The 20,848-nt window shown below is 41.0% G+C and carries 25 protein-coding genes and 1 pseudogene; 10 read left to right on the top strand and 16 right to left on the bottom strand.

Annotation, left to right across the window (positions count from 1 at the left end; genetic code table 11):
• Positions 1 to 154: 154 nt before the first annotated feature.
• Positions 155 to 1,189 carry a hypothetical protein gene (locus tag VYM24_RS14945; protein WP_025076625.1) on the bottom strand — a complete coding sequence of 345 codons (1,035 nt, stop codon included), beginning with the start codon at positions 1,187 to 1,189 and terminating at the stop codon, positions 155 to 157.
• A gap of 401 nt (positions 1,190 to 1,590) precedes the next feature.
• Between VYM24_RS14945 and VYM24_RS14940 the strand changes: the two genes are divergently transcribed.
• Positions 1,591 to 2,733: an OmpA family protein gene (locus VYM24_RS14940; RefSeq protein ID WP_016278368.1), complete on the top strand. Its 1,143-nt coding sequence runs from the start codon at positions 1,591 to 1,593 to the stop codon at positions 2,731 to 2,733.
• 120 nt (positions 2,734 to 2,853) lie between these two features.
• Entirely contained in the window at positions 2,854 to 4,077 is a 1,224-nt protein-coding gene (locus tag VYM24_RS14935) for an NAD(P)/FAD-dependent oxidoreductase (RefSeq protein WP_016278369.1), read from the top strand.
• Between the two features lie 249 nt (positions 4,078 to 4,326).
• Here VYM24_RS14935 and VYM24_RS14930 read toward each other — a convergent pair whose 3' ends face one another.
• Both VYM24_RS14930 and VYM24_RS14925 read right to left on the bottom strand, forming a co-directional pair.
• Positions 4,327 to 4,533 (bottom strand): hypothetical protein, encoded by a 207-nt coding sequence (locus VYM24_RS14930; RefSeq protein WP_007665878.1) that lies wholly within the window; start codon positions 4,531 to 4,533, stop codon positions 4,327 to 4,329.
• A gap of 63 nt (positions 4,534 to 4,596) precedes the next feature.
• The gene (locus tag VYM24_RS14925; RefSeq protein ID WP_007665880.1) at positions 4,597 to 4,947 is read right to left on the bottom strand and encodes a YtxH domain-containing protein; all 351 of its coding nucleotides are present in this window, start codon (positions 4,945 to 4,947) and stop codon (positions 4,597 to 4,599) included.
• A 682-nt stretch (positions 4,948 to 5,629) separates the two neighbouring features.
• On the opposite strand from VYM24_RS14925, the gene VYM24_RS14920 reads away from it, so the two are divergent.
• On the top strand, positions 5,630 to 6,145 hold the full coding sequence (locus VYM24_RS14920; RefSeq protein ID WP_007665883.1) for an outer membrane protein: 516 nt from the start codon (positions 5,630 to 5,632) through the stop codon (positions 6,143 to 6,145).
• Between the two features lie 238 nt (positions 6,146 to 6,383).
• Here VYM24_RS14920 and VYM24_RS14915 read toward each other — a convergent pair whose 3' ends face one another.
• Positions 6,384 to 7,307, bottom strand: a complete 924-nt coding sequence (locus VYM24_RS14915) for a YihY/virulence factor BrkB family protein (RefSeq protein ID WP_118216013.1) — start codon at positions 7,305 to 7,307, stop codon at positions 6,384 to 6,386.
• A gap of 1 nt (position 7,308) precedes the next feature.
• The gene (locus VYM24_RS14910; protein WP_138292036.1) at positions 7,309 to 8,754 is read right to left on the bottom strand and encodes an alpha-amylase; all 1,446 of its coding nucleotides are present in this window, start codon (positions 8,752 to 8,754) and stop codon (positions 7,309 to 7,311) included.
• Positions 8,755 to 9,054: 300 nt separating this feature from the next.
• Here VYM24_RS14910 and VYM24_RS14905 point away from each other — a divergent pair, with 300 nt between their 5' ends.
• Positions 9,055 to 10,128, top strand: a complete 1,074-nt coding sequence (locus tag VYM24_RS14905) for a mechanosensitive ion channel family protein (protein ID WP_016272765.1) — start codon at positions 9,055 to 9,057, stop codon at positions 10,126 to 10,128.
• 158 nt (positions 10,129 to 10,286) lie between these two features.
• Here VYM24_RS14905 and VYM24_RS14900 read toward each other — a convergent pair whose 3' ends face one another.
• Positions 10,287 to 11,573, bottom strand: a complete 1,287-nt coding sequence (locus VYM24_RS14900) for a histidine-type phosphatase (RefSeq protein WP_306562424.1) — start codon at positions 11,571 to 11,573, stop codon at positions 10,287 to 10,289.
• Positions 11,574 to 12,027: 454 nt separating this feature from the next.
• Here VYM24_RS14900 and VYM24_RS14895 point away from each other — a divergent pair, with 454 nt between their 5' ends.
• The 6 genes from VYM24_RS14895 to VYM24_RS14870 all read left to right on the top strand — a co-directional run bounded on the left by VYM24_RS14895 (position 12,028) and on the right by VYM24_RS14870 (position 14,907).
• Complete coding sequence (locus VYM24_RS14895) at positions 12,028 to 12,285, top strand: GlsB/YeaQ/YmgE family stress response membrane protein (RefSeq protein ID WP_016278377.1); 258 nt, start codon at positions 12,028 to 12,030, stop codon at positions 12,283 to 12,285.
• A 29-nt stretch (positions 12,286 to 12,314) separates the two neighbouring features.
• The gene (locus VYM24_RS14890) at positions 12,315 to 12,611 is read left to right on the top strand and encodes a YtxH domain-containing protein (protein WP_120129981.1); all 297 of its coding nucleotides are present in this window, start codon (positions 12,315 to 12,317) and stop codon (positions 12,609 to 12,611) included.
• Between the two features lie 83 nt (positions 12,612 to 12,694).
• Entirely contained in the window at positions 12,695 to 12,967 is a 273-nt protein-coding gene (locus VYM24_RS14885; RefSeq protein WP_016272768.1) for a hypothetical protein, read from the top strand.
• 178 nt (positions 12,968 to 13,145) lie between these two features.
• Positions 13,146 to 14,099, top strand: a complete 954-nt coding sequence (locus VYM24_RS14880) for a manganese catalase family protein (protein WP_044534897.1) — start codon at positions 13,146 to 13,148, stop codon at positions 14,097 to 14,099.
• Between the two features lie 267 nt (positions 14,100 to 14,366).
• Positions 14,367 to 14,657 carry a YtxH domain-containing protein gene (locus VYM24_RS14875; RefSeq protein WP_195210053.1) on the top strand — a complete coding sequence of 97 codons (291 nt, stop codon included), beginning with the start codon at positions 14,367 to 14,369 and terminating at the stop codon, positions 14,655 to 14,657.
• A gap of 58 nt (positions 14,658 to 14,715) precedes the next feature.
• Complete coding sequence (locus tag VYM24_RS14870) at positions 14,716 to 14,907, top strand: hypothetical protein (protein WP_016278380.1); 192 nt, start codon at positions 14,716 to 14,718, stop codon at positions 14,905 to 14,907.
• Positions 14,908 to 15,213: 306 nt separating this feature from the next.
• On the opposite strand, the gene VYM24_RS14865 is transcribed toward VYM24_RS14870, so the two are convergent.
• The 10 genes and pseudogenes from VYM24_RS14865 to VYM24_RS14820 all read right to left on the bottom strand — a co-directional run bounded on the left by VYM24_RS14865 (position 15,214) and on the right by VYM24_RS14820 (position 20,710).
• Positions 15,214 to 15,474 carry a hypothetical protein gene (locus tag VYM24_RS14865; protein ID WP_025076626.1) on the bottom strand — a complete coding sequence of 87 codons (261 nt, stop codon included), beginning with the start codon at positions 15,472 to 15,474 and terminating at the stop codon, positions 15,214 to 15,216.
• Positions 15,475 to 15,651: a hypothetical protein gene (locus tag VYM24_RS14860; protein ID WP_016278381.1), complete on the bottom strand. Its 177-nt coding sequence runs from the start codon at positions 15,649 to 15,651 to the stop codon at positions 15,475 to 15,477.
• A 163-nt stretch (positions 15,652 to 15,814) separates the two neighbouring features.
• Positions 15,815 to 16,116, bottom strand: a pseudogene (locus tag VYM24_RS14855) (helix-turn-helix domain-containing protein).
• Positions 16,117 to 16,120: 4 nt separating this feature from the next.
• Positions 16,121 to 16,285 carry a helix-turn-helix domain-containing protein gene (locus tag VYM24_RS14850; protein WP_025076627.1) on the bottom strand — a complete coding sequence of 55 codons (165 nt, stop codon included), beginning with the start codon at positions 16,283 to 16,285 and terminating at the stop codon, positions 16,121 to 16,123.
• A 295-nt stretch (positions 16,286 to 16,580) separates the two neighbouring features.
• Positions 16,581 to 17,318, bottom strand: a complete 738-nt coding sequence (locus tag VYM24_RS14845) for a DUF6047 family protein (protein WP_025076628.1) — start codon at positions 17,316 to 17,318, stop codon at positions 16,581 to 16,583.
• Between the two features lie 57 nt (positions 17,319 to 17,375).
• Positions 17,376 to 17,705, bottom strand: coding sequence for a hypothetical protein (locus VYM24_RS14840; protein WP_016278385.1), 330 nt, complete (start codon positions 17,703 to 17,705; stop codon positions 17,376 to 17,378).
• 11 nt (positions 17,706 to 17,716) lie between these two features.
• Positions 17,717 to 18,433, bottom strand: a complete 717-nt coding sequence (locus tag VYM24_RS14835; protein WP_016278386.1) for a DUF6047 family protein — start codon at positions 18,431 to 18,433, stop codon at positions 17,717 to 17,719.
• Positions 18,434 to 18,610 carry a hypothetical protein gene (locus tag VYM24_RS14830; RefSeq protein ID WP_009860284.1) on the bottom strand — a complete coding sequence of 59 codons (177 nt, stop codon included), beginning with the start codon at positions 18,608 to 18,610 and terminating at the stop codon, positions 18,434 to 18,436.
• Between the two features lie 5 nt (positions 18,611 to 18,615).
• Positions 18,616 to 19,650, bottom strand: a complete 1,035-nt coding sequence (locus tag VYM24_RS14825; protein ID WP_330940316.1) for a DUF6047 family protein — start codon at positions 19,648 to 19,650, stop codon at positions 18,616 to 18,618.
• Positions 19,651 to 20,080: 430 nt separating this feature from the next.
• On the bottom strand, positions 20,081 to 20,710 hold the full coding sequence (locus VYM24_RS14820; RefSeq protein WP_016278389.1) for an RteC domain-containing protein: 630 nt from the start codon (positions 20,708 to 20,710) through the stop codon (positions 20,081 to 20,083).
• Positions 20,711 to 20,848: the final 138 nt, after the last annotated feature.

The raw sequence follows: 20,848 nt of genomic DNA, 5'->3' as shown, positions 1-20,848 counted from the left end.
AAATTTAAAAAGGCAATGCAAGTTAGTCATTGCCTTTTATAATGCGGATATCAGTTGGCCCGATTTCGGAAAAGATATAACATGCTTAAAAATGACATCAACCTGTCATACTGTTTGGGGGACCGAACTTCTTACTTGATTTAATGAAATACTGTCAGATATCCACCCTTTCTTGGGTCTTCCTGCTACCGTAGGCGCCTGCAATACAGCACAATACCGCTCCGGAGAGAATTGCAAGGAACGAAATCAGTGCGGACCTCGCTGCGGCATCCGTTGCCTTATCGGCAGCCACGAGTGCCTCATGCTTGATTTCTTTCCATTCCTGTGCGGCTTTCTTCAGGGTCACCTCCAGTTTGTCTATCAGTTTGCCGGCTTCCATACGTGCATTTTCCAGCAGGTTCATATATTGGTCAATAGTTTTATTTGCTTCCGCTTTTGACATATTGGTGTTGTTTGCTATAGCTTTAGCCAAATCATTCCGGTCTATATTTTTGCTGATATTTTCTGTACGTTGTTTCAATCGGTCAAGGAAACTGTCAATGCTCTCATCCGCTTGTTGTGGGGAACGTACTATTTTTTTTACGGACGCTTCCAGGTCATCCTTCACTTCCGCCAGTTGCTTCTGCAGGTAATCCGGCTGAAGTTCCTTCACGTCGCTTTTTAGAAGTGCGGTACGGATATTCTGCGGTATATTCCCTTCTTTCAGGGTTGCATTAAAATCGATTTCTCCGAACAGTTCCTTTGCGTCTTCTGATAATGCTGCAACTCCGTTTCCAACGGTATCACCTGTTCCAGACAAAACGCTGCCCGTAACGGACGAGACCGCTCCAAGAGTATTCACCGTCATTTTTGCCGCACCGACAGCCAGAAAGATTCCCAGTACCACAGCCACAATCAGTGTGGTCGCCCAGACCAGAAATCCGTGTATCATTCCGTCCATACCGGCCAGTTTCCCGGCCACAAAGCCTCCTGCAGCCATGCCGGCAACCAGAATGATAGCGGATCCGATTCCAACAGCAGTGCCGATGCCCGCAACCGGGTGATCTGATAATGGATCAAACATAAACAAACCAATACTTGAATTTAAAATAGACAGTAACACGGATATTGCCAATACAGTCATGACACCGCCGAAAACACTGCCCCAGGACACTCTACCCTTCAGTCCTGCGAAACTTAATTTTTTCATAATTGTCAGGTTTTTAATTAATACTATGATTTGTATCTCTATAAAAAACAGCATTGAAAGAATATTTGTTTGATGAATATTTGTCATTTCAACAGATATTTGTGTTAAAAAACGCATGTATATATAAAGTTATATTTGATGCCGTTATATATAAATCCAAGAATTTGCACCTTATATATCTATGATGTACTTTCACTGCCAATACAGGCTTCTGACACCCTCCGACTTCTTAAATAGATGTTAAATCCATTTCTATTTTTCGAACCATCCTTTTTAACGGGCTGTTTTTTAAACAAAGGTTATGACAAAGTAATTCATTAGATTATGCACAGTCATAACTACACAACAGACAGTACAACGTGTGTGACATATTTATTGTATTACTATTAATTTATTTAATTATGAAAAAATCTATCTTTGTTTTAGCACTAAGCATGAGTATTCTTACCATGCATGCGCAAAATGACCGTACGGCCCTTGAAGGCACACGCCCTGGTGATAACTGGTCTATTGAACTGAAAGCTGGTGCTGTAACCCCTTTGACTCACAGCTCCTTCTTAAAAAATGCCCGACCGGCCTTCGGATTCGGAATCGGAAAACAACTTACTCCTATATTCGGTCTAGGTATTCAAGGTATGGGATATGTAAATACCTCAGCCAGCAAAACTGCATTTGATGCTTCCGAAGTGAGCTTACTCGGTAAAGTCAACCTGATGAATCTCTTTGGAGGTTATATGGGCGAACCACGCGTTTTTGAAATCGAGACTCTGACAGGTATCGGCTGGCTACATTACTATCAGAATGGCCCCGGTGATACAAATTCCTGGTCTACACGCCTTGGTCTGAACTTGAACTTCAACCTAGGTGAGGAAAAAGCATGGACATTCGGTATCAAACCAGCTATCGTATATGATATGCAAGGAGACTTCAGCAAAACTAAAAGCCGTTTCAACGCCAACAATGCCACTTTTGAACTGACTGCCGGACTGACCTACCATTTCATATGCAGCAACGGCTCACATCATTTCACAACAGTGAAGCCTTACGACCCAGTAGAAGTAGGCGAGCTAAATGATGCAGTCAACCGCCTGCGATCACAACTGAGCGACAAGGACATGCAACTGAGCAATGCCGTACAACAGGCCAACAACTTACAAAAGGAACTGGCAGATTGCAGAACCCAAGCTGCCAACATAGAAACCGTGGTAAAAACCAACCGCATTCCAGAATCCATCATCACCTTCAGACAAGGAAAGTCTGTGGTTGATGCTTCCCAACTGCCTAATGTGGAACGTGTAGCCATTTACATGAAAAAACATCCCGAAGCTAAAGTCGTCATCAAAGGATATGCCTCTCCCGAAGGTAACCTCGCTTTCAATGAGAAACTGGCAAAAGCACGTGCCCAAGCTGTGAAGTCTATACTTGTAAAAAAATACAAGATTAACGACACCCGCATTACCGCCGAAGGACAAGGAATCGGTGATATGTTCTCCGAACCGGACTGGAACCGTGTCAGCATTTGTACTATCGAAGAAGGCAAATAATCTACTACCGTAAACGGAAAGCAAATTTCAATAAAACGGCTTTCCCATTTCTCACTCCCCCCTTACTTTCTTCCTGTTTCTCAACAGGAAGAAAGTAAGGGGGAATTAACAAAATATATTATGGACTTACATTCAGGTTTACCCTATTGGATCGTCAGAAATTCCCTATTGGACTATTTCCACCCTTTGGAGGATGATCTGTCAACAGATATCGTCATCGTAGGTTCGGGTATAACAGGCGCTTTGATGGCACACGAATTGTGTCGTGCCGGAATAGAATGTTGCGTGATTGACAAACGCAGCATCGCAACCGGAAGCTCTGCTGCAAGTACCGCTTTACTACAATATGAAATAGACGTACCCCTCTGCCGGATGGCAAAAATCATCAGCGAAGAAAATGCAGCAACCGCCTATCATGCATGCCTGCAATCCATTTCTGATATAAAGAAAGTACTAAAGGAAACAGATGTCGATGCCGGATTTGAGCAATTGTCCAGCGTCTTTTATGCCAGCTGCTCGGCAGACAACAAACTTCTGGAACAAGAATACGAAATACGGCAAAAGCATGAATTGCCGGTCAATCTGCTCAAGAAACAAGAAATCAGAAAACGATATAAGGTGAAAGTGCCCGGCAATGCCCTGGTGAATGAAACATCCGCACAGATGGATGCCTACAGAGCTGCAACCGGACTGCTCACCTATCATATGAAGGAGAACGGTCTGAAGGTCTTTACCCATACCAACATAAAGAAGTGCACTGAAACATCTGATGGCTGTATCATGATAACAGACAAAGGAAATAAAATTAAGTGCGGATATGTAATCGTAGCCACCGGATTTGAGGCCGGACAATTCCTTCCCAAAAAAATTATGGATTTGACTTCTACTTATGCACTCATATCACATCCGGTAGCCCCCGAATATCTCTGGCCGGAACATTGCCTGATCTGGGAAACAGCCGATCCATATCTTTATATCCGTACCACCGACGGAAACCGTATTATTGTAGGTGGTGAGGATGAAAAGTTCAGCGATCCAGAACACCGTGACTCACTACTCAGAAAGAAAATCCGTATCTTGGAGAGAAAAATCAGAAAACTATTCCCCGATATCCCTTTCAAAACAGAAATGGCATGGTGCGGTACCTTCAGTAGCACCAAAGACGGGCTACCTTTCATCGGCAATTGGCCCGGCAAGGAACGAATATTTTTCGATCTGGGATATGGCGGAAACGGAATCACTTTCAGCATGATCGGAGCGCAAATAATTTGTCATAAGCTGCAAGATATTAAAGATGAACGTAGTCACGTTTTCGGCTATGATAGAATCGAAAAATATTGGTAAGACAGACAAGAAGAAAAGACCTCTCTCTCTGTGCATTCTTTTAGGTACGGATTTCACGGTTTTAATTTACCCCGCGTAATCCGTGCCTAAAATATTATCATAATGACAAGTCTCATATACTTTTGACATTACCTTTGTATACTCCTATACAAACATCCCAAAACAAAAATAAATCGGTCACTTCTATCAACCAACACATTTTTATTTTGGGATATTCCTATCTATTCAGCATAAACAGCTATGTGACCATCAATACCTTTCAAGACCGGTCCCCAGCCACTGTGCCATACGAGGCTTACCATAAAAGTAATAGAACAACAATCCTACCCAACTGGTCAAAACTACCAGGATAATGGCTATTAACCTTCTTTCCGCCGGCGCATGAATACGCCATATCTCTAGAGCAGCTTTGATAGTTAAGACCAATCCTATAATCCATATTACAAATCCAATCATAATTCTTCTTTATATAAGATATTACTACTAACAGAATGATATATAAAAAAATCAATTAAGTTTTCACTTGCTTCTTTTTTTTACATCTTCATACCCTTCCTTTATTTCTGTCTTGGCCTTTTCAGCTCCTTGTTTGACATCTTTCTTCGCACCTTTCAATGCGTCCTTTACAGCATCAGCGCCATCTTGAACTTTATCGACTGCCTTATCCACTACAACTTTTCCGGTATCCGCCACTTTTTCCTTAGCTTCATCTAACAGGTCTTCCGTCTGACCGGTTATCTTATGAAAAGCGTTAAATACTTTTTCCTTCAATTTCTTGGCTTTTGAAGTACGTGAGAAACGATAAGCCAGAGTACCGATGACCGTACCTATTCCCAGGCCGATCCATAAACTAGAATTTCTATTTTCCATAATTAAGTTGGTTTTAAACGATTAAAATAATTAAAGTTCAATTTTCTTTCTGTTATAAGTCCCGATAATAATGTACCATAAAAAATACATAAACTATTTTTTAAAGTAACACACTCAGTTCTGAAATTTACATGTAAATATATAGATAGATATATCATCCGCTTATTTCCAATATAAAGGCATATCCTGCGATCCTTTATTTTATTATCACTTTACCTACCTGCGGGAACTTGAAAAGAAATAAACGATTGCCCCGATGACAGAACTGGCTATTAGCCTGATCCGCAAATCAAAACTTAGACTTTTCATGGCTGTAGATTTTAATAATGAAACAATCCTGATATTTTATCCTTTCGTAACAATGCAGGTTCAGTCAGTTACGACAATGTAATATACCACTTGCTCCTTTCTCTACAAACTGGCAATTCAAATGTAACCAACTTTAATCCCTGCCATATACTAAAAACACAGCATTAAAAAAAATGGTTCGAGGCATAAAAACGGAATTAACATCATTTTTTGCTTTATAAAAAATTGAGAAAAGCGCTCGTATCTTAACATCAAAAATCTTTGTATATGTAACAATATATAGCAAACAAATGTAAGCAAACGTTTGTTATTTCCATTAAAAGGAGATCATTCTTCTTTTAAATAAATATTTTATTAACTAAATGCCTTAATTATGAAAAAATTATTCTTGCTGGCCATGATTGCATTGGCATCTGTGGGCATAAATGCCCAAACAGTTAAAGGTGAAGGCTCTTTGATGGGCAACATCGGTTATCAAACGAACTATGAGAGGTTCGGTTTGGGAGTACAAGGACGTTACGCGATAGCGAATAATCTCCGGATTGCTCCGGATGTAACTTTCTATTTTCCTAAAGACAAGATTACCGGATTGGATGTGAGCGTGAATTTCCATTATGTATTCAATTTCAAGAAAGACGGTCAGGGATTTTCCGTATACCCTCTTGCAGGCATCGGCATGCAAAATAATTTCTATGGGAAAAAGAGTATGGAAGTAGACGGTAAAGAAATAGAAATAGACCGAAGCAACTCCACCAAATTCGCCTTTAATCTGGGAGGGGGTATTACACTACCTATCTCCGAACGTAGTTATCTGAATGCCGAGGCTAGGTTTATGTTTGCCAAGGATGACAATGTAGCTATCATGCTGGGATATGGGTACAGATTCTAATGAACTACCCCGAAAAGTTTGACAGTAAATTGTTTACTTATTTAAGAAAGAGTCCGATATTACATTGGGCTCTTTTCCTTTTAACCCAAAAAGAAATTCTTAACTATGGTATTATTTAGATGATTACTTTTACGGGGGTATACTTTGTATGACATGATATTCTTTAAGTCGTTTATGATATCCCCCAGTACTAATATTACTATTATTGACCGGAATGCAAAACAAGGGCCTCCACTTGTCAAGGCTCACGTACTTCAACCATTTTCGTTGCTACCGCATATTCATCCGGGAAAATTTTGCTTCCCATTTCATTAGCCCATGCTTTAGTGAACTCTGCACCTGCGTAGACAATAATGGCAGAATAATAAATCCATGTAATAAAAACAACCATGAATGCCGCTGCACCATAGATAGTTCCTACATTCGCAATTCCGATGTAAAAGGATATTCCCCATTGCCCTACCAACAATAATAGCGTTGTCACTACAGCTCCAATAAAAACATCCTTACTTTTTATTTTTGCATCAGGCAGAACCTTAAAAATCAATACAAAAATAATAACTGTAACACCTATGTTTAATACTTGTCCCACAACTTTCACAATAAACCCTGCCACTTCCGGATAGCTGGCCATAAACTTATTGCTCAAGTCTCCAATAATATTGGTTATACTAAATGTTATCAGAAGCACGAAAGCAAATACTAAAATTATCGAGAATGAAAGTAACCGATTCTGAATATATTTCAGCCAACTCTTCTTTGGCACGGCCTTTATTCCCCAAATCGAATTTAAGGAACTTTGTATTTCTGCAAAAATGGTAGTAGCACCAAATATAGAAATTCCCAGGCTAACAATAGCTGCAGATGCGGAAGAGTCCGTTCTTTCTGCATTTTCTATAATTAAGCGAAGTGCCCCAATTACCTCCGCTCCCACTATCGGTTCCAACTGAATATACAACTGATTAGCCAAATCCATATGCAAAGCTACCCCAATAGTAACTAAAAGAGAAAGAAAGGGGATAATTGAAAATAGTGTCGCATAAGCTAACGATCCGCTTAATCTAGTGACACTATCATCAATAAACCCTTGTCCGGTATCCTTTACAATCTTGATTAATAAGGATAGGCTTAACTTTTTCTTTCCTATGAATTGTTCCGTCATCTCATGCTTTTTTTACCCAAACAGCAAGATTACGCGCATCCACAGAGAACTCTCCATTTCCTTCTTTATCCAAAGTTACTTCATCCGGAATACTTCCGGTAATTTCGCACCACACTTCACCTGCATGTTCTTTCCCTAAACACATCGTTTTACTTCCCGCTTCATCATTCGAGATTAAAAATACCAAGCCTGAATTAACATGTTCCCCATCTCCTGTACGAATAAAGCCTACGGTTGATGGATGGTCGAAATAATCAACTTGATCACCATACGCATACTTTTTCCTTGCATTCAATAGAATATCTATAATTTTAGTATGTGGCGATTTCTCTCCTTTCACCCCATAATAATCACCATAGAACAAACAGGGATAACCATCCTTCATCATAAAAATAAGACCATACGCCAATGGCTTGAACCAATCTTCAACCTGTGATTCCAAAGAACTTCCATGCTGCGAATCATGATTATCAACAAAAGTCACAGCAAGTTCACAATGGTGCTCCACTAAAGTATTCTTCAGAATATTCCGCAAATCATAATCTTTTCCTTCTTGTGATGCCTGAAACATATTATAATGTAACGGAACATCAAACAAGTTAACTTTATGCCCTACTGCTTCCAGATAATTATCCAATGTTTCCAAGTCACCGTTCCAATATTCTCCCACAGCATAGAAGTCATCACCTCTCTCACTTCTTACCGTATCCAGAAACTGTGCAACGAACTGATCTTTCATATGCTTAATTGCATCCAAACGCATTCCATCAAGATCAAGTTCATTTGAAACCCATTTGCCCCAACGATCCAGTTCGGCGACAACCTCAGGGTGATCCAGGTCAATATCATTACATAAAAGAAAATCGTAATTGCCATTCTCTTCATCTACACCATCACTCCAGGCTTTTCCTTCTCCTTGAATCTGAAATATACCACTTCGCTTTCGAGCATCATCAAATCCAGTCCCGGAAAAATGATAATAATGCCACTTAAAATCCGAATATTTATCTTTACGTCCATGAAAGCTATATCCGGTCCATCCTTGTATTTCATAAGGTTTCCCCAAAGCTTTATTTCTTTGATCAGGATCTACTTCCACCACCATAAACTTTTCCGTAAAATCACCACCTGCTTTATGATTCAAAACGACATCCAGATATACAGCAATCTTATTTTTGTGAAGTTCATCAATCATCTCCTTCAATTCATCTTTCGTTCCGTATTTAGTCCTCACAGTTCCTTTTTGTTCAAACTCACCCAAATCATACAAATCATAAGTAGCATATCCTTCATCCTGCTGTTCATCTGCTTTATATGCAGGTGGTATCCAGATCGCTGTCACACCTATTTCATGTAGATGCGACGCATCCTCTCTCAACTGTTTCCACAACTTTCCGTCATTCGGAAGATTCCACTCAAAATACTGCATCATTACTCCATTTTCCATAACTATTTAATTTAAAATTGATGAGTAACTTAACAAAATAAATAATAAGATGGTTCCCACTATAAATGTAAATTATAGTTTAGTAAGAAAAAAGTATAACACAACATCACATTAAGCATTATAAAAACGCCTCCAATGTTTTTAACCATCTCCAATGGAGTAATGCAAATTATCTTAATATTTCTTTTCATATACATAATTTACTTGATTATGAATAGGAATTTTTCTTTATCCGTTTGTTTTTACATAATCCAAAATCAAGGATATTCCATAAAATGTTTAATTAAAAAATTTCCAGCTATGTTAGAAAGAGAAATCTGGGGAAATACTTTAGAAGACTGGGGTATTTCCATACTTATTATTTTAGGAACAATTGTTTTGATGAAGTTAATATCATTCTTCAGCAGAAAAGTACTCAATCCATTTATCACCCGTACCAATAATCGGCTGGATGATATAATTTATTATTCTTTAGAATCACCCGTCAAGTTTGCAATTATGTTATTAGGTATTTGGATAGCTATTCACAGGCTTGTTTCTCCGGATAGTTTTGTAAAAGTAATAGATAATGCTTACAAGATACTGATTATTCTGGATATCACATGGATATTTGCCCGATTATCCAGTAGTTTATTGCAAATCTACTGGGGACGACAATCGGATGGACAAAACAACAAAATGATGCCCATTATCAGACGGACAATACTGGTCATTGTGTGGATAATCGGTCTTGTAATGGCCTTAAGTAATATTGGAGTCAATATTGGTGCATTATTAGGTACTCTGGGTATTGGAGGTATCGCATTTGCCTTAGCAGCCCAAGACACTGTAAAAAATGTGTTCGGCGCTTTCACTATATTGACAGATAAGCCTTTCAACATAGGTGATACGATTCGCGTGGATAATATCGAAGGTACTGTGATTGATGTTGGAGTTCGAAGTACAAAAATCATGGACTACAATAAACGTATCATCACTTTCCCTAATTATAAAGTTACAGATGCTTCTATCATAAATATCTCTTCCGAACCGATGCGTCGAGTCGTCTTGAAACTTGGATTGACATACAACACAACATCTGAAAAAATGAAAGAAGCTTTAAATATACTGAAAGCCATTCCTAAAAGAATAGAAAATGTATCTTCCAAACCATCAGATACCACAGCTGTTTTTACAGAATACACAGACTCTGCACTGAACATCATGTACATATATTTTATAGAAAAACAGGGAGATATTTTAATGGTAACTTCAAATGTAAATATGGAGATTCTAGACTCATTCAATAAAGCAGGCATTGATTTCGCATTCCCAACACGAACGATTTACGTTGAAAAGGATGAATTGGCTGATTTGGCAAAAGAGAAAAAATAGTACGCACACTTTATCCTCAAATCACCCCACTAATATAAATCCAATGTAACAAAAAAAATCCCGACGGTATATAATGATTTCTATACCGCCGGGATAATACAGATACTTTTTCAATTCTATCACAATCATACCACACCAATACTCAACCCATATCTACCTTATTTACAATCATCTGAAAAAGATTCAAGTACCTTTTTCGCCATTTCAACCCGTTTCTTTAAATACATGCAGACAGTTTCCCATCGATAATAAGGAAAACGGGAAGTTGAAACAGGAAGTGTCATTTCTTTTTCATTCAAAAGAAATTTCACCCATATTTCTCGAGCCTTGTCATGATAAAAAATCCACTGTACATTAGCAGCCATCGGAGCAATCTCATAATCTTTCCAATATTTAGATACAGAATCAAGAACAACAACTTTAACATCCGTTCCTTCTATACCCATTAATGCTACAAAAGGAATAACTGTCTCTGCATGAGCAAAACGAAAGTTCGCCCTGGTATCCGACTTGCCCTTTATCACTTCATCAGCTGAATGAATAAATTCTGATAGCAGAGGCCATGCAATTGCAACAGGCAACATTCGCCCAACCGGCGAAGAACTTTTACTCATATATTGTCGCAAATTCTGAGTCTGCCAGTAATTATCCCATTCACCTATTGTGAAAAGACCATCCAAATTTATCGGAGTACCTGTATCTGGTAGTATGGCAGCAATGGAGAATAAAGCCATGACAAATTCCTCTGCCTCCTTATCTGTTTCCTGCCCTGATTCCAGAAAGAAGTTTTTCATAACAGAAGCAGGAGAAATCTTTCGTCGCATAAAAGTCTCGTATATAGGACGCCAATCACCATTTTCTTTATAATCAACATAAGATTGGTTTAAATCGAAGAAACGAAGAATATCATTATATTGCTTCCCTTCATTGCGTTGTATGTGTAAAGAAGAATTAAACTCCACCATACAAGCAAGAAATGCATCCATACTATGTATGCAACGGGGAACATATGTCGCAATTGCCTGCACTTTGGCAGAATCACTGAATAACTGTGGATAGCGTTCTATCATACGTCTGGCAATACCCCGTTGTTCCTCCTCTCCCACCACTGATAACTTCCCCCATTGTCCGTCAAAAGTTTCCGATAGATTCTGTATTGTAGAAAGCAAGGTTACCCCTCCTGATGTTAGCCTATTTTCTCGCTGAGCCAATTCCAAAATCTCCTTCACTCTATTCAAAGCCTTTCCTGAAGTTGGAAAACGCGCTCCATGTCTTCCCAGATGATTAATATAAAACGGAACCATACTATCCTGAAAAAAGCCAAACGAGTCTTTCACAACAGGATACGGCATGGCTGTCCCTGCGTATTGCTTTATCCTATCCTGTCCCCATAAGATGGAAACGGGGCAAAACATAAAAATTCCAATTAACAATAATCCTTTCATATCATAAATTTTATATGTGTAGATTATAACGATGAAAGAAGGATTATGTTTACTTATAAACAACTCTGAGAGAATTCAATACCATAGTATCAAGGCATCTTCGGTTGTTATACATCTTCAGCCAACGGCCATCAGAAAGAACGACATATGGAGTTATATCATTTATTATCAAAATATTAAGCCACAACTTTTATCTATTACAAGTTTGAAATATTGACTGCATGACATAGTTACCTGGCAATAAAACACTACAGAGGATAAACATATAAACAGTACTAATATGGCCAGCCAGCCTATTATTAAAATGAAAATTGTTGTTAAATCCTTTTTTACACCCAAACCATTTTCTTACACAGCATGTTTTTTTTTCAAAACGGAACCGATGGTTTTCCGTCTAATATGATTCCTCAAGCCATCTGTTCCAACAGTATTATTTTAACTAAAACTTAATATTATGTATTTTATTTGGTACATTATCATTGGAATCGTTGCCGGACTCATAGCCGGCAAGATTATGAGAGGAGGCGGTTTCGGACTTCTCATTAACCTACTCGTAGGTATTGTAGGTGGCGTATTGGGTGGCTGGGTATTCGGCTTGTTGGGAATTACTACCACAGGCCTTCTGGGTAGCCTTTTCACCTCTGTTATCGGTGCAGTTCTATTATTGTGGATCATATCCTTCTTTCGTCATCCCAGAAGAACTGATATTTAATTTTTTATTAACCTAAACCCTTTTTAATTATGGAAACTAGTAAATCTAACTTTTTGATTGGGCTGGCAATAGGTTCGGCTATCGGAGCACTTGCTCAACGTTTTTCACGTACGGCAAAAGCCAAGATGCTAAAAAAGAAAATTCACAATGCCATGGCAAAGATTGCCGATCGTGCTGAAAGCCTTGCAGAAACCGTGAGAGACAAAGCACTGGATGCAGGGACCAAAACCGCCGATAAGGTTGCAGATGCGACCTTTGACGTTGCCGAAAAGGCTGACACCCTGAAAAGTAAAGTCCATGCAGCTGCTTTAGAAGCCAAAAAATAGGCTACTATAACAAGCAACTAAAATTACGGGATGTATTTTCAATGCTTCCCGATCCATTTCACCTGAATTAATGATTAATGAATATGAAATGGAACAATAAATGCCAATATACTCCCGCATCCCTGCGGGAAAAGAGTTATGAAGAATTGTACACGCTATGCCTGTCCGCCTATACAGAGGGCCGTACGGATGAGAGGAATAAAAGCTTGGAAGCGTATAGACTCAGGTGCAGCTGTCTGTTCGGAAACAAATGTATGGACTCTTCCCTTTCCGTGGGAGTGCGGAAAAGGATATGCGACGGAAATTGTCATTATATAAAGAAATATATGTCTGAACTGGACAAACTGGAGGAATAAAATTTATTTTCTCCGATCCTTTCTCATTTATATCTCTACCGACAACTTTACCCTCTTGACTTGATTGGACAAACCTCTTCCGGTCTGTATATACGGCCCGGCAAGGATATTCCTATCTTTAATATACAGATGTACATCTAAAATTAACCTGAATTATTAACTTAAAAATGAATCTGTTATGTTTTACCATGTAAAAGATCTTCAGTTCAATGCCCGTGTATCACAGCCGGATCCTCGTTTTGCTCGTGTGATGCTTGAGGCATTCGGAGGGGCCAACGGTGAGTTGAAATCCGCTCTACAGTATTTTGTACAGGCATTCAGTTGCCATAACCCCTACCCTGACAAATATGACATGCTCATGGATATTGCCACTGAGGAGTTCGGTCATCTTGAAATCGTAGGTGCAACCATCCAGATGCTCCTCGGACCAGTAAACGGAGAAATGAAGGATGTGTTGGAAGATACTCCTCTGCGTACCATGATGGAAGGAAAAGCAGGCAAAGAGGATCTTATCCACCAAGCCTTCACCAATCCTGCCTTTCTGGTAACAGCTCCCGGCAGTCCCGTACTGACCGATAGCAACGGGAACCCATGGTGTGCCACCTATGTATCGGCCAATGCTGACCTGACAGTGGACCTGCGTTCCAACATGGCGGGTGAAGCACGTGCCAAAATAGGTTACGAAAACCTTATCCCACTTACGGATGACCCACTTGTAAAAGAAACGCTCACGTTCCTTATGACTCGCGAAGTGACCCATTTTCAACAGTTTGAGGCCGCTCTGGAAACTATTCAGCCTAACTTTCCTCCGGGAGTATTCCAAACATCCCCCCGATACAGCAACCTTTATTTTAATGATTCCAAAGGAAAGGAAACCCGCGGACCATGGAACGAAGGCAAAAGTACGAGGCTCAAAGAAGAATGGCAATATATTGAGAATCCACTGGAGGAAGTCAGAAGTACCGACGGATTACTCCAACGTAAACCTGAAGGCACCAAACGTACGGAAAAGGAAGTACGCCAAACAGATGAAAAACTAGCCAAGGAACGGAGCAGCGAGATACTCTCCCATATCCCTAAAGGAGAAATGCGTTGGTGTGAATATGGAAATGCTAAGAACGGAAACAAATAAGACTTCCGGTTCTACTATTGTTTAACTTAAAAACTAAATTTTATGACAACAAAGAACGAAAAAAAACAGATGGAAGCAAAGGGTAGCAAAAAGTGTACCCAAAGCAAAGCTAAAGAAAGTAAGCCTGCTGCTTCAAACAAAAAATCGGAGAAGAAATAACTTGATCTTCCGACAGTATGAAGTCTAAATCTTCATCCCGGTGGAGAACTGGTTTCTCCACCGGAAATCCTAAAGCATATTGTATAACAAGCAAAAATAGAGAACTATATGAAAAAGATAATGTTTATCACACTAACAATTTTATTTGCACTGTCCGCGCCATCCTGTCGGGACAAAAAAGAACAGAACCGGACAGAACAGCAGATTGAAAATGCAAAAGAAAACGTAAATGACGCATTAGACAAGGCCTCTAACAAAATAGAGGATGGTGCCGACAAAGTCAAAGATGCCTGGAAAGAAACCAAGAAAGACGTGCAACAAGGTACGGAAAAGGTAAAAAAAGAAGTAAAAAAGGATTATAATAAAGCTAAAGATGAAGTAAAAAAGCAGCTTGATTAAGACTGTCATATAAACCTTTATATCTCGATTTACTATCTCTCATTTAATTTATACAGGTATGAATATTCTTGCTATTTGGGTCGTTGGAATAGTTCTGACTATAAGATGCGCCTGGGAAATAGGTTGCCTGAGAATACCGAAAGAAAAAAAACTTATGGCAATCCTGCTGGTAGTCCTTACAAGCTGGATAGGAGCATTCCTCTATACTTTCTTCTTTAAAGAGAAGGTAGGAGCATGGCTAGACAGGTAATGACGAAAACCAAATTGGTAAGATATTCGGGTGTTTAAAGTTCTAATAAGAAAAGGACAGTGCGTGATGCATAGTCCTTTTGAAAATATGGCAAAAAAAGAATACTTGGATATGTTTATTTGATACAGTTTTAAGTTGTTATTTGACTGTAAACAGATCAAAAAAAAATACACATGAAGTGTACACTGCCGCCTTTTGGCGTTCCCTTCTGTTCATTTTCCATACATCAAAGAATTAAATATTTACACCTTGTCCTTTCTTTTTGAACGGTATCCCCCTTTCATTTCCGTTTCCAGAAACCGGGCATTATCCGGTCGTGTAACCAGCAGCGAGATAATCCGCTGCTACTCCTTTGAGAGAGGCACACTCATCAGTTGCAGATTTCTCAGCCGGTTGAAGCACGATGCTCCTTTCCTCACAGAATGCCGTATCCCGTAACCTCACTATCCCTGAAGGATGAATCTTTTCCCTCTCCAGCACCAGACACAGCCGTTCCAGATAATCCGCATTGTCCGTTACAAATATAGGCGGAATCATCACCTTGTCCCGGAAGTCGAAACGGAACATTCAGTGATCGGGTACAAATACCCGGCCTGGTGTATGAAACCGTACGTTATTGCTGATGTAACGGGAAAAGCCTTCTTCTCCCTGTCCCCGCATACTCAGATACATGGGACGGTAAAAGGCATCCAGCGTCATATACAAGCTGCCGCTTTCAGCCATTTGCATTTTCTTCTCTTCCATAAACTCTAAATAATTAATTGTTTCTTTTCTTTCTTGTGTGGAATAATCGAAACGATATGTTTTGCCCGTTGCTGTCTGTTTCCTTGTTTCTGGATTGGATCTTCCCGGCTGTGGACAACATCAGCAGGCACATCCATCTCCGGCAGTTTGGAACATAATTGTTCTAATGCTTAAAACGTCTGAAATCCCTATAATTCTTTCTCAGTACATCATATAGCCCGCTTTCGGGATAAAGCAGTTTCCCCCGATATTGGTATATGGCACTGCCTTTTCATCTCTCAGCGTTTGCAGTGTGCGTCATGAGATGTGCAGCATGGCACATACATCGTCCCCGGTCAGGTAATGTTCGTCTACGATTGTCGGACGTATCCGTGCCGTTGCTTCCTCCACCGCTTTTCCCATTCTCCTGATCCATCCGATCAAATCCTTAAACTCTTCCGAATCTTTTGTGATAATCTCTGCCATCCCTTTATTTTCTTTTAGTTAGTCCGCTTTCCAAAATCTCCTGAATATCCACTTCCCGGTAGAAGAACTTTCCTCCTACATTCAAGTAAGGGATAAGTCCGTTATCCCGATAGTTTTGCAGGCATCTTTTAGATATGCCCAATGCCAAACATACTTCCTGCGCATCCATTCATTTGCCCAGTGCGGGCGGGGCAATCTTTTTTTGAAAGTCACCCATTTGTGCGGCCAGTGTACTGACCAGCTTTCTCAGTTCTTGATACGCGCTTGTATCAATAATCGTCAGTTCCATACTAAAATCATTTTTAAGTTTCTGAATATGCGGCAAAATAAGGCACATCTTACATACCTTCCAAACCGCCGAAATCAGAGTCACCCGTTGGCGTGCATTGGCCTGATAAAACAAAAGCTCGTCCCTGCATCCATGCAGCAACGGGCTTCCATCCTTTTACTTGTCTTTTGTTATTCTACATCTTTCTGCCTTTACTCTTTTTCGGTATTTCGCTTTCGACCTTCATTTTCGGAGCATCATCTTCTTTCTGCCGTGTATCGGGAAAATGCTCATGTAATAGTTTCCCGGCCAGTTTCTTCGCCTTCTCCTGCATCTCGTCATACACATTCCATCTGTCCCGGCCCAGCAGCTTGTTTTCAATCCTTTCAAATTTCTCATGAAAACTGAAATTGTCCGGATACTCGTCTATCAGTCCGTCCCTCGGATAACCCTTGTCCATGATATACAGCAATGTCATCCGGTCATAATTATCCACGCTTCGGGCTAAACCAAGTCCCTTTTCACCATCCGTCAGCCGAGCATAATTCTTCCATGTGGGTGAAAGGTCATACTCCTCTTTGTGCGTAACACTTTTCAAAGCCGATTTATCCAGATAGGCATCCACCGGAATCTTTTCCAATGGCAGCAGGCTGTCATAACTATCATAACAGCGGTTTATTTTTCCTGCCATCAGCGAAGGCCATCCCCGAATTTCATATACCGTCAGCGACTTGCCTTCAAAGTCCGGCTCAAAGAAACGCCTCTCGATATTCGCCTCCATAAAAGCCCCGTATTGATGGTTTCCCTCATAATTCCGGCTGAAAAGCAATACCCCCTTGTCCGTCTCAACACCCGTATAGAACTTATTCCCGTGCTTCAAATCATCCAGCATATCCGCCATCGCTACGGGTGACGACTTTATTTCCGTCCATATCTTCGGCGTGAGCCAGCGGGTATAAGTCTCATCCTTCGAAAACGGGTCTATTTCATTTCACAGGCAATACACCACTTCCGACAAGCGCTGGTACCTCTGCAATATGATTCCATGCTCGTCCATTGCCTTTTCCAGCCTTTTCAGGTAATCCTCATTGTCCCCTTCCTGCAATGGCGGCACGATACCCATATCGGGCACATTATAATACATCAGACTCATAGCCGGCATTTCCTCGCATTTCAATGCTTTCTCCACATCTTCCTGCATGAACTCCTGATAACCTTCCTCACCCGTACCTTTCATGCTGACATGTACGGGATTGAAAAATTTGTCCACAGTTATATATACGCTACCGCCTTTTGTCGTTCCGTTCTGTTCATTTTCCATATATCAAAAATTTAAATGTTTATACTCTGTCCCTTCTTTTTAAACGGTATCCTCGTCTTCACTTCCATATCCGGAAACCGCACATTATCCGGTCGTGTAACCAGCATCGAAACAATCCGTTCCTGCTCCTTTGTCAGTGGCGCACTCATTAGTTGCAAGTTTCTCAGCCGGTTAAAGTTTCTTAGTGTCGGTGCCATGCCACAACGTTTCGTACAAATCCCGTATCGAAGTATATCCGGTGAGGCAGTCTTGCAGTCTCCAATTTCCGCCCGGAACTTCGCATCCAGCGGTGCCACTTCATGGAACCTCAATTCCTCCGGCTTTCGTTTCCCATCGAAAAAGTATCCGGTCAAATCGTTCAGAAACTCTTCTAATGCCTTGTCCCCTTTGTCCGTTTTTCCCAGTAGCAACACCTTCTGTCCGTATTCTACTGCCGTACAAGTAGGAAAAACGGCCAGTCCGTTCCTTATCACGTCCCCGTTCATTCCGAAACGGTGCCCCAACCGCCTGTAGTCATCATTCTCCAATAAGACCGTATGTTCCGCCGATGACGACAGTTGTACGATACCCCTTTCCTCACAGAATGCCGCATCCCGCAGTCTTACCACACCCGAAGGATGAATCCTTTCCCGTTCCAATACCGGCGTGAGCCGTTCCAGATAATTCGCATTATCCGTTCCGAGTATGGGGGGAATCAGACTTTTGTCTCTGAAGTCGAAACGGAACATTCAGTGGTCGGGTACAAATTCCCTGCTTGCAGTATGAAACCGTACGTTGTTGCTGATATATCGGGAGAATCCTTCTTCTCCCTGTCCCCGCATACTTAAATAAACGGGGCGGTAAAAAGCATCCAGCGTCATATACAGACTGCCGCTTTCCACCGCTTGCATTTTCTTTTCTTCCATAAATTCTATATGATTAGTTGTTTCTTTTCCTTTTTATCCGGAGTAATGGAGACCACATGCTTTGCCTGCCGTTGACCGTTACCCCGTTTCTGCGCAGGAACTTCCCGTATGGGGGCTGTATCGAATGATTTACCTGTCTTTTGTTCTTTAGAACGCTGATAAGAAGCTGTTTGCATTCTTTCTGTTTTTTCCATCCGGTTGATACTTCCGCCCAACTTAAATTCCCCGTCCGTTATATGAAACTCCGATTGCAGAATATCCCTTGCCATTACCTTCGCTTCCGTCTGCAAGGCCGCATAGCCGAAATCATGTGACGACATTGGCGCCGATTGCCGTGCCTTGATGCTGTCACCCAACTTTTCAGCCAAATCTCGGAACTCATACTCATAACTGAACGGATGAAAATAGTCTGTCGTCACATGACCGGCATACCCGTTTTCCGAAATATAAAGCAGAGAGGCCACGTCATAATTACGTGGCGAAATACCCAGATTGAAGTCCTTCGTCAACCGGTCAAAGTTACTGTAATCCGGTCTTAAATCGTATTTGTCCGTGCAGACGGCACCTTCCAGCATTTCTTTTCCTGCCAGTTTCTCAGAAGTGAAGCTGAACTTCGATTTACGCAGTTGCATATCGGCACTGCGCAAATCGCTTTTCGCCAGTATGTCGATGCAGTTGTCCGCCAGTTCCGCCACTTGTCGGGAAGGTGTCTCTATCTCATACAGTTTCAATGTTTCCGCCCCTTTGGTCATATTGAAAAATCCATCCGCCAGATATTGCAGATAGCTGTTGCGGGCTTTCATGCCCTTTTCGTTGTCCGAGAAGAACAATACGCCCTCATCCGTCGCCACGGCATACACTCGCCACTTTTCGCCCGACAGTTTTTCATTGTTCCAGCCTTCCGCCTCGTTATGCCGGATAAACTCTTTATATTGCTTGTCTTTTTGCAGTGCTGTGGATGATGCCCGGCGGCTGAACAGTTTCAACCCCGTTTTCAGCGTATAGGCCGCATCCCTCAAAGGAATCTGCCTTCCCGTCACTGCCTTGTGTCTATGAATAGCCGGAACCAGAGTATGAAAATACCAGTCCGCCAGTTCTCCCCGTCGGGAAGGTATCTTCCCTTTATCTGCGAAATCCGCTTTTAGAATCGTTCAGCCGGGTAGGTAGCCCCGTTTGTCGAAGCTCTTCATCATCTTCCCGATATAATCCTCATACGCTTTCGGTACGGCATCACCCGTGTGTACATCCACCGGGGTATTTTTTTCGTCCAGCGTGATGAACACGCTCCCTGGCCCTCCCGCTGTCCGCCCCGATAAACGGGTTATCCAGCGGGTCGTCCAATCTTTCAGTAATCCCATAATCTTGATTTGTTTATAGAAATTTTATAGATGCAAAGAAAGCGCTTTGACCGTCAATCTGCAACACGGCGGACACACAAGTCACCTTTTGGCGGCTGTTGGCATGCAAACTTTACGCCAGCCGTTCGTCCAACATCTTGATATAACTTTTGCGAATAGAGTCAATAAAAGGAGTGGAAACCGTACAGCGATCAAACACCTTTCCCCGTTTGGTGTATAAGGCATTTATTTTCAGGTTAAAAGCATCCTCAAATACTCTGATGACATCTACAATGGTAAGCTTCTTTCCTTCCCCACAGTCCACAACTCCGGCGGCCATCAATGCAGCCACTAATTCTATCAGGTCATTATCCGTACCATTCCAGCGAAGAGTGGATTTCCATTTATCACCCTGCCGGTGGATTTCCATTTTCATATCGGTATCATCCGCATGGTGACGGATATAATCTTTCATCATTTCTATTTCCGCTTCCAATAAGGAAAGAGTTTTGTTGATAAACACATCATAGAGTATATGTCGTCCTTCTTTTATAGTATTGCAGGTCTGTTGCATAAAAGAAAGTTCTATCCTCGTGTAGTTCAACCGTCTTAATAGCTTCATTCTATCCTTATCTTGCGACAGTCCGGCAAGCAGGTTTGCAAAATCATCATAGGCGGCAGGTAATTCTTCCGACATAAGTTCAGAGCCTGTCATGTAGGAGGTGAACATATTGAATAGAAGAGTATTTGTCAATGTTCTCATGGCATTAAATTTTAAAGTTTGAAACTGTTCCGGTTTTCACCGTCACTTGTCATGACCATAAAGGGCAAGTGCTATGCCACAGAAAGACAAACACATTAATGCATTGACAATTAATATGTTACCATGCATTATTTCCAA

The sequence above is a fragment of the Bacteroides sp. MSB163 genome (genome assembly GCF_036416795.1).
Lineage (GTDB): Bacteria > Bacteroidota > Bacteroidia > Bacteroidales > Bacteroidaceae > Bacteroides > Bacteroides maternus.
This window is presented reverse-complemented; position numbering and strand designations above follow the sequence as displayed.

Excerpts from the sequence above, each read along its gene's own strand:
- VYM24_RS14945 (WP_025076625.1), bottom strand. The coding sequence starts at position 1,189 with ATGAAAAAATTAAGTTTCGCAGGACTGAAGGGTAGAGTGTCCTGGGGC.
- VYM24_RS14940 (WP_016278368.1), top strand. The coding sequence starts at position 1,591 with ATGAAAAAATCTATCTTTGTTTTAGCACTAAGCATGAGTATTCTTACC.
- VYM24_RS14935 (WP_016278369.1), top strand. The coding sequence starts at position 2,854 with ATGGACTTACATTCAGGTTTACCCTATTGGATCGTCAGAAATTCCCTA.
- VYM24_RS14930 (WP_007665878.1), bottom strand. The coding sequence starts at position 4,533 with ATGATTGGATTTGTAATATGGATTATAGGATTGGTCTTAACTATCAAA.
- VYM24_RS14925 (WP_007665880.1), bottom strand. The coding sequence starts at position 4,947 with ATGGAAAATAGAAATTCTAGTTTATGGATCGGCCTGGGAATAGGTACG.
- VYM24_RS14920 (WP_007665883.1), top strand. The coding sequence starts at position 5,630 with ATGAAAAAATTATTCTTGCTGGCCATGATTGCATTGGCATCTGTGGGC.
- VYM24_RS14915 (WP_118216013.1), bottom strand. The coding sequence starts at position 7,307 with ATGACGGAACAATTCATAGGAAAGAAAAAGTTAAGCCTATCCTTATTA.
- VYM24_RS14910 (WP_138292036.1), bottom strand. The coding sequence starts at position 8,754 with ATGGAAAATGGAGTAATGATGCAGTATTTTGAGTGGAATCTTCCGAAT.
- VYM24_RS14905 (WP_016272765.1), top strand. The coding sequence starts at position 9,055 with ATGTTAGAAAGAGAAATCTGGGGAAATACTTTAGAAGACTGGGGTATT.
- VYM24_RS14900 (WP_306562424.1), bottom strand. The coding sequence starts at position 11,573 with ATGAAAGGATTATTGTTAATTGGAATTTTTATGTTTTGCCCCGTTTCC.
- VYM24_RS14895 (WP_016278377.1), top strand. The coding sequence starts at position 12,028 with ATGTATTTTATTTGGTACATTATCATTGGAATCGTTGCCGGACTCATA.
- VYM24_RS14890 (WP_120129981.1), top strand. The coding sequence starts at position 12,315 with ATGGAAACTAGTAAATCTAACTTTTTGATTGGGCTGGCAATAGGTTCG.
- VYM24_RS14885 (WP_016272768.1), top strand. The coding sequence starts at position 12,695 with ATGAAATGGAACAATAAATGCCAATATACTCCCGCATCCCTGCGGGAA.
- VYM24_RS14880 (WP_044534897.1), top strand. The coding sequence starts at position 13,146 with ATGTTTTACCATGTAAAAGATCTTCAGTTCAATGCCCGTGTATCACAG.
- VYM24_RS14875 (WP_195210053.1), top strand. The coding sequence starts at position 14,367 with ATGAAAAAGATAATGTTTATCACACTAACAATTTTATTTGCACTGTCC.
- VYM24_RS14870 (WP_016278380.1), top strand. The coding sequence starts at position 14,716 with ATGAATATTCTTGCTATTTGGGTCGTTGGAATAGTTCTGACTATAAGA.
- VYM24_RS14865 (WP_025076626.1), bottom strand. The coding sequence starts at position 15,474 with ATGTTCCGTTTCGACTTCCGGGACAAGGTGATGATTCCGCCTATATTT.
- VYM24_RS14860 (WP_016278381.1), bottom strand. The coding sequence starts at position 15,651 with ATGGAAGAGAAGAAAATGCAAATGGCTGAAAGCGGCAGCTTGTATATG.
- VYM24_RS14850 (WP_025076627.1), bottom strand. The coding sequence starts at position 16,285 with ATGGATGCGCAGGAAGTATGTTTGGCATTGGGCATATCTAAAAGATGC.
- VYM24_RS14840 (WP_016278385.1), bottom strand. The coding sequence starts at position 17,705 with ATGGAAAATGAACAGAACGGAACGACAAAAGGCGGTAGCGTATATATA.
- VYM24_RS14835 (WP_016278386.1), bottom strand. The coding sequence starts at position 18,433 with ATGTTCCGTTTCGACTTCAGAGACAAAAGTCTGATTCCCCCCATACTC.
- VYM24_RS14830 (WP_009860284.1), bottom strand. The coding sequence starts at position 18,610 with ATGGAAGAAAAGAAAATGCAAGCGGTGGAAAGCGGCAGTCTGTATATG.
- VYM24_RS14820 (WP_016278389.1), bottom strand. The coding sequence starts at position 20,710 with ATGAGAACATTGACAAATACTCTTCTATTCAATATGTTCACCTCCTAC.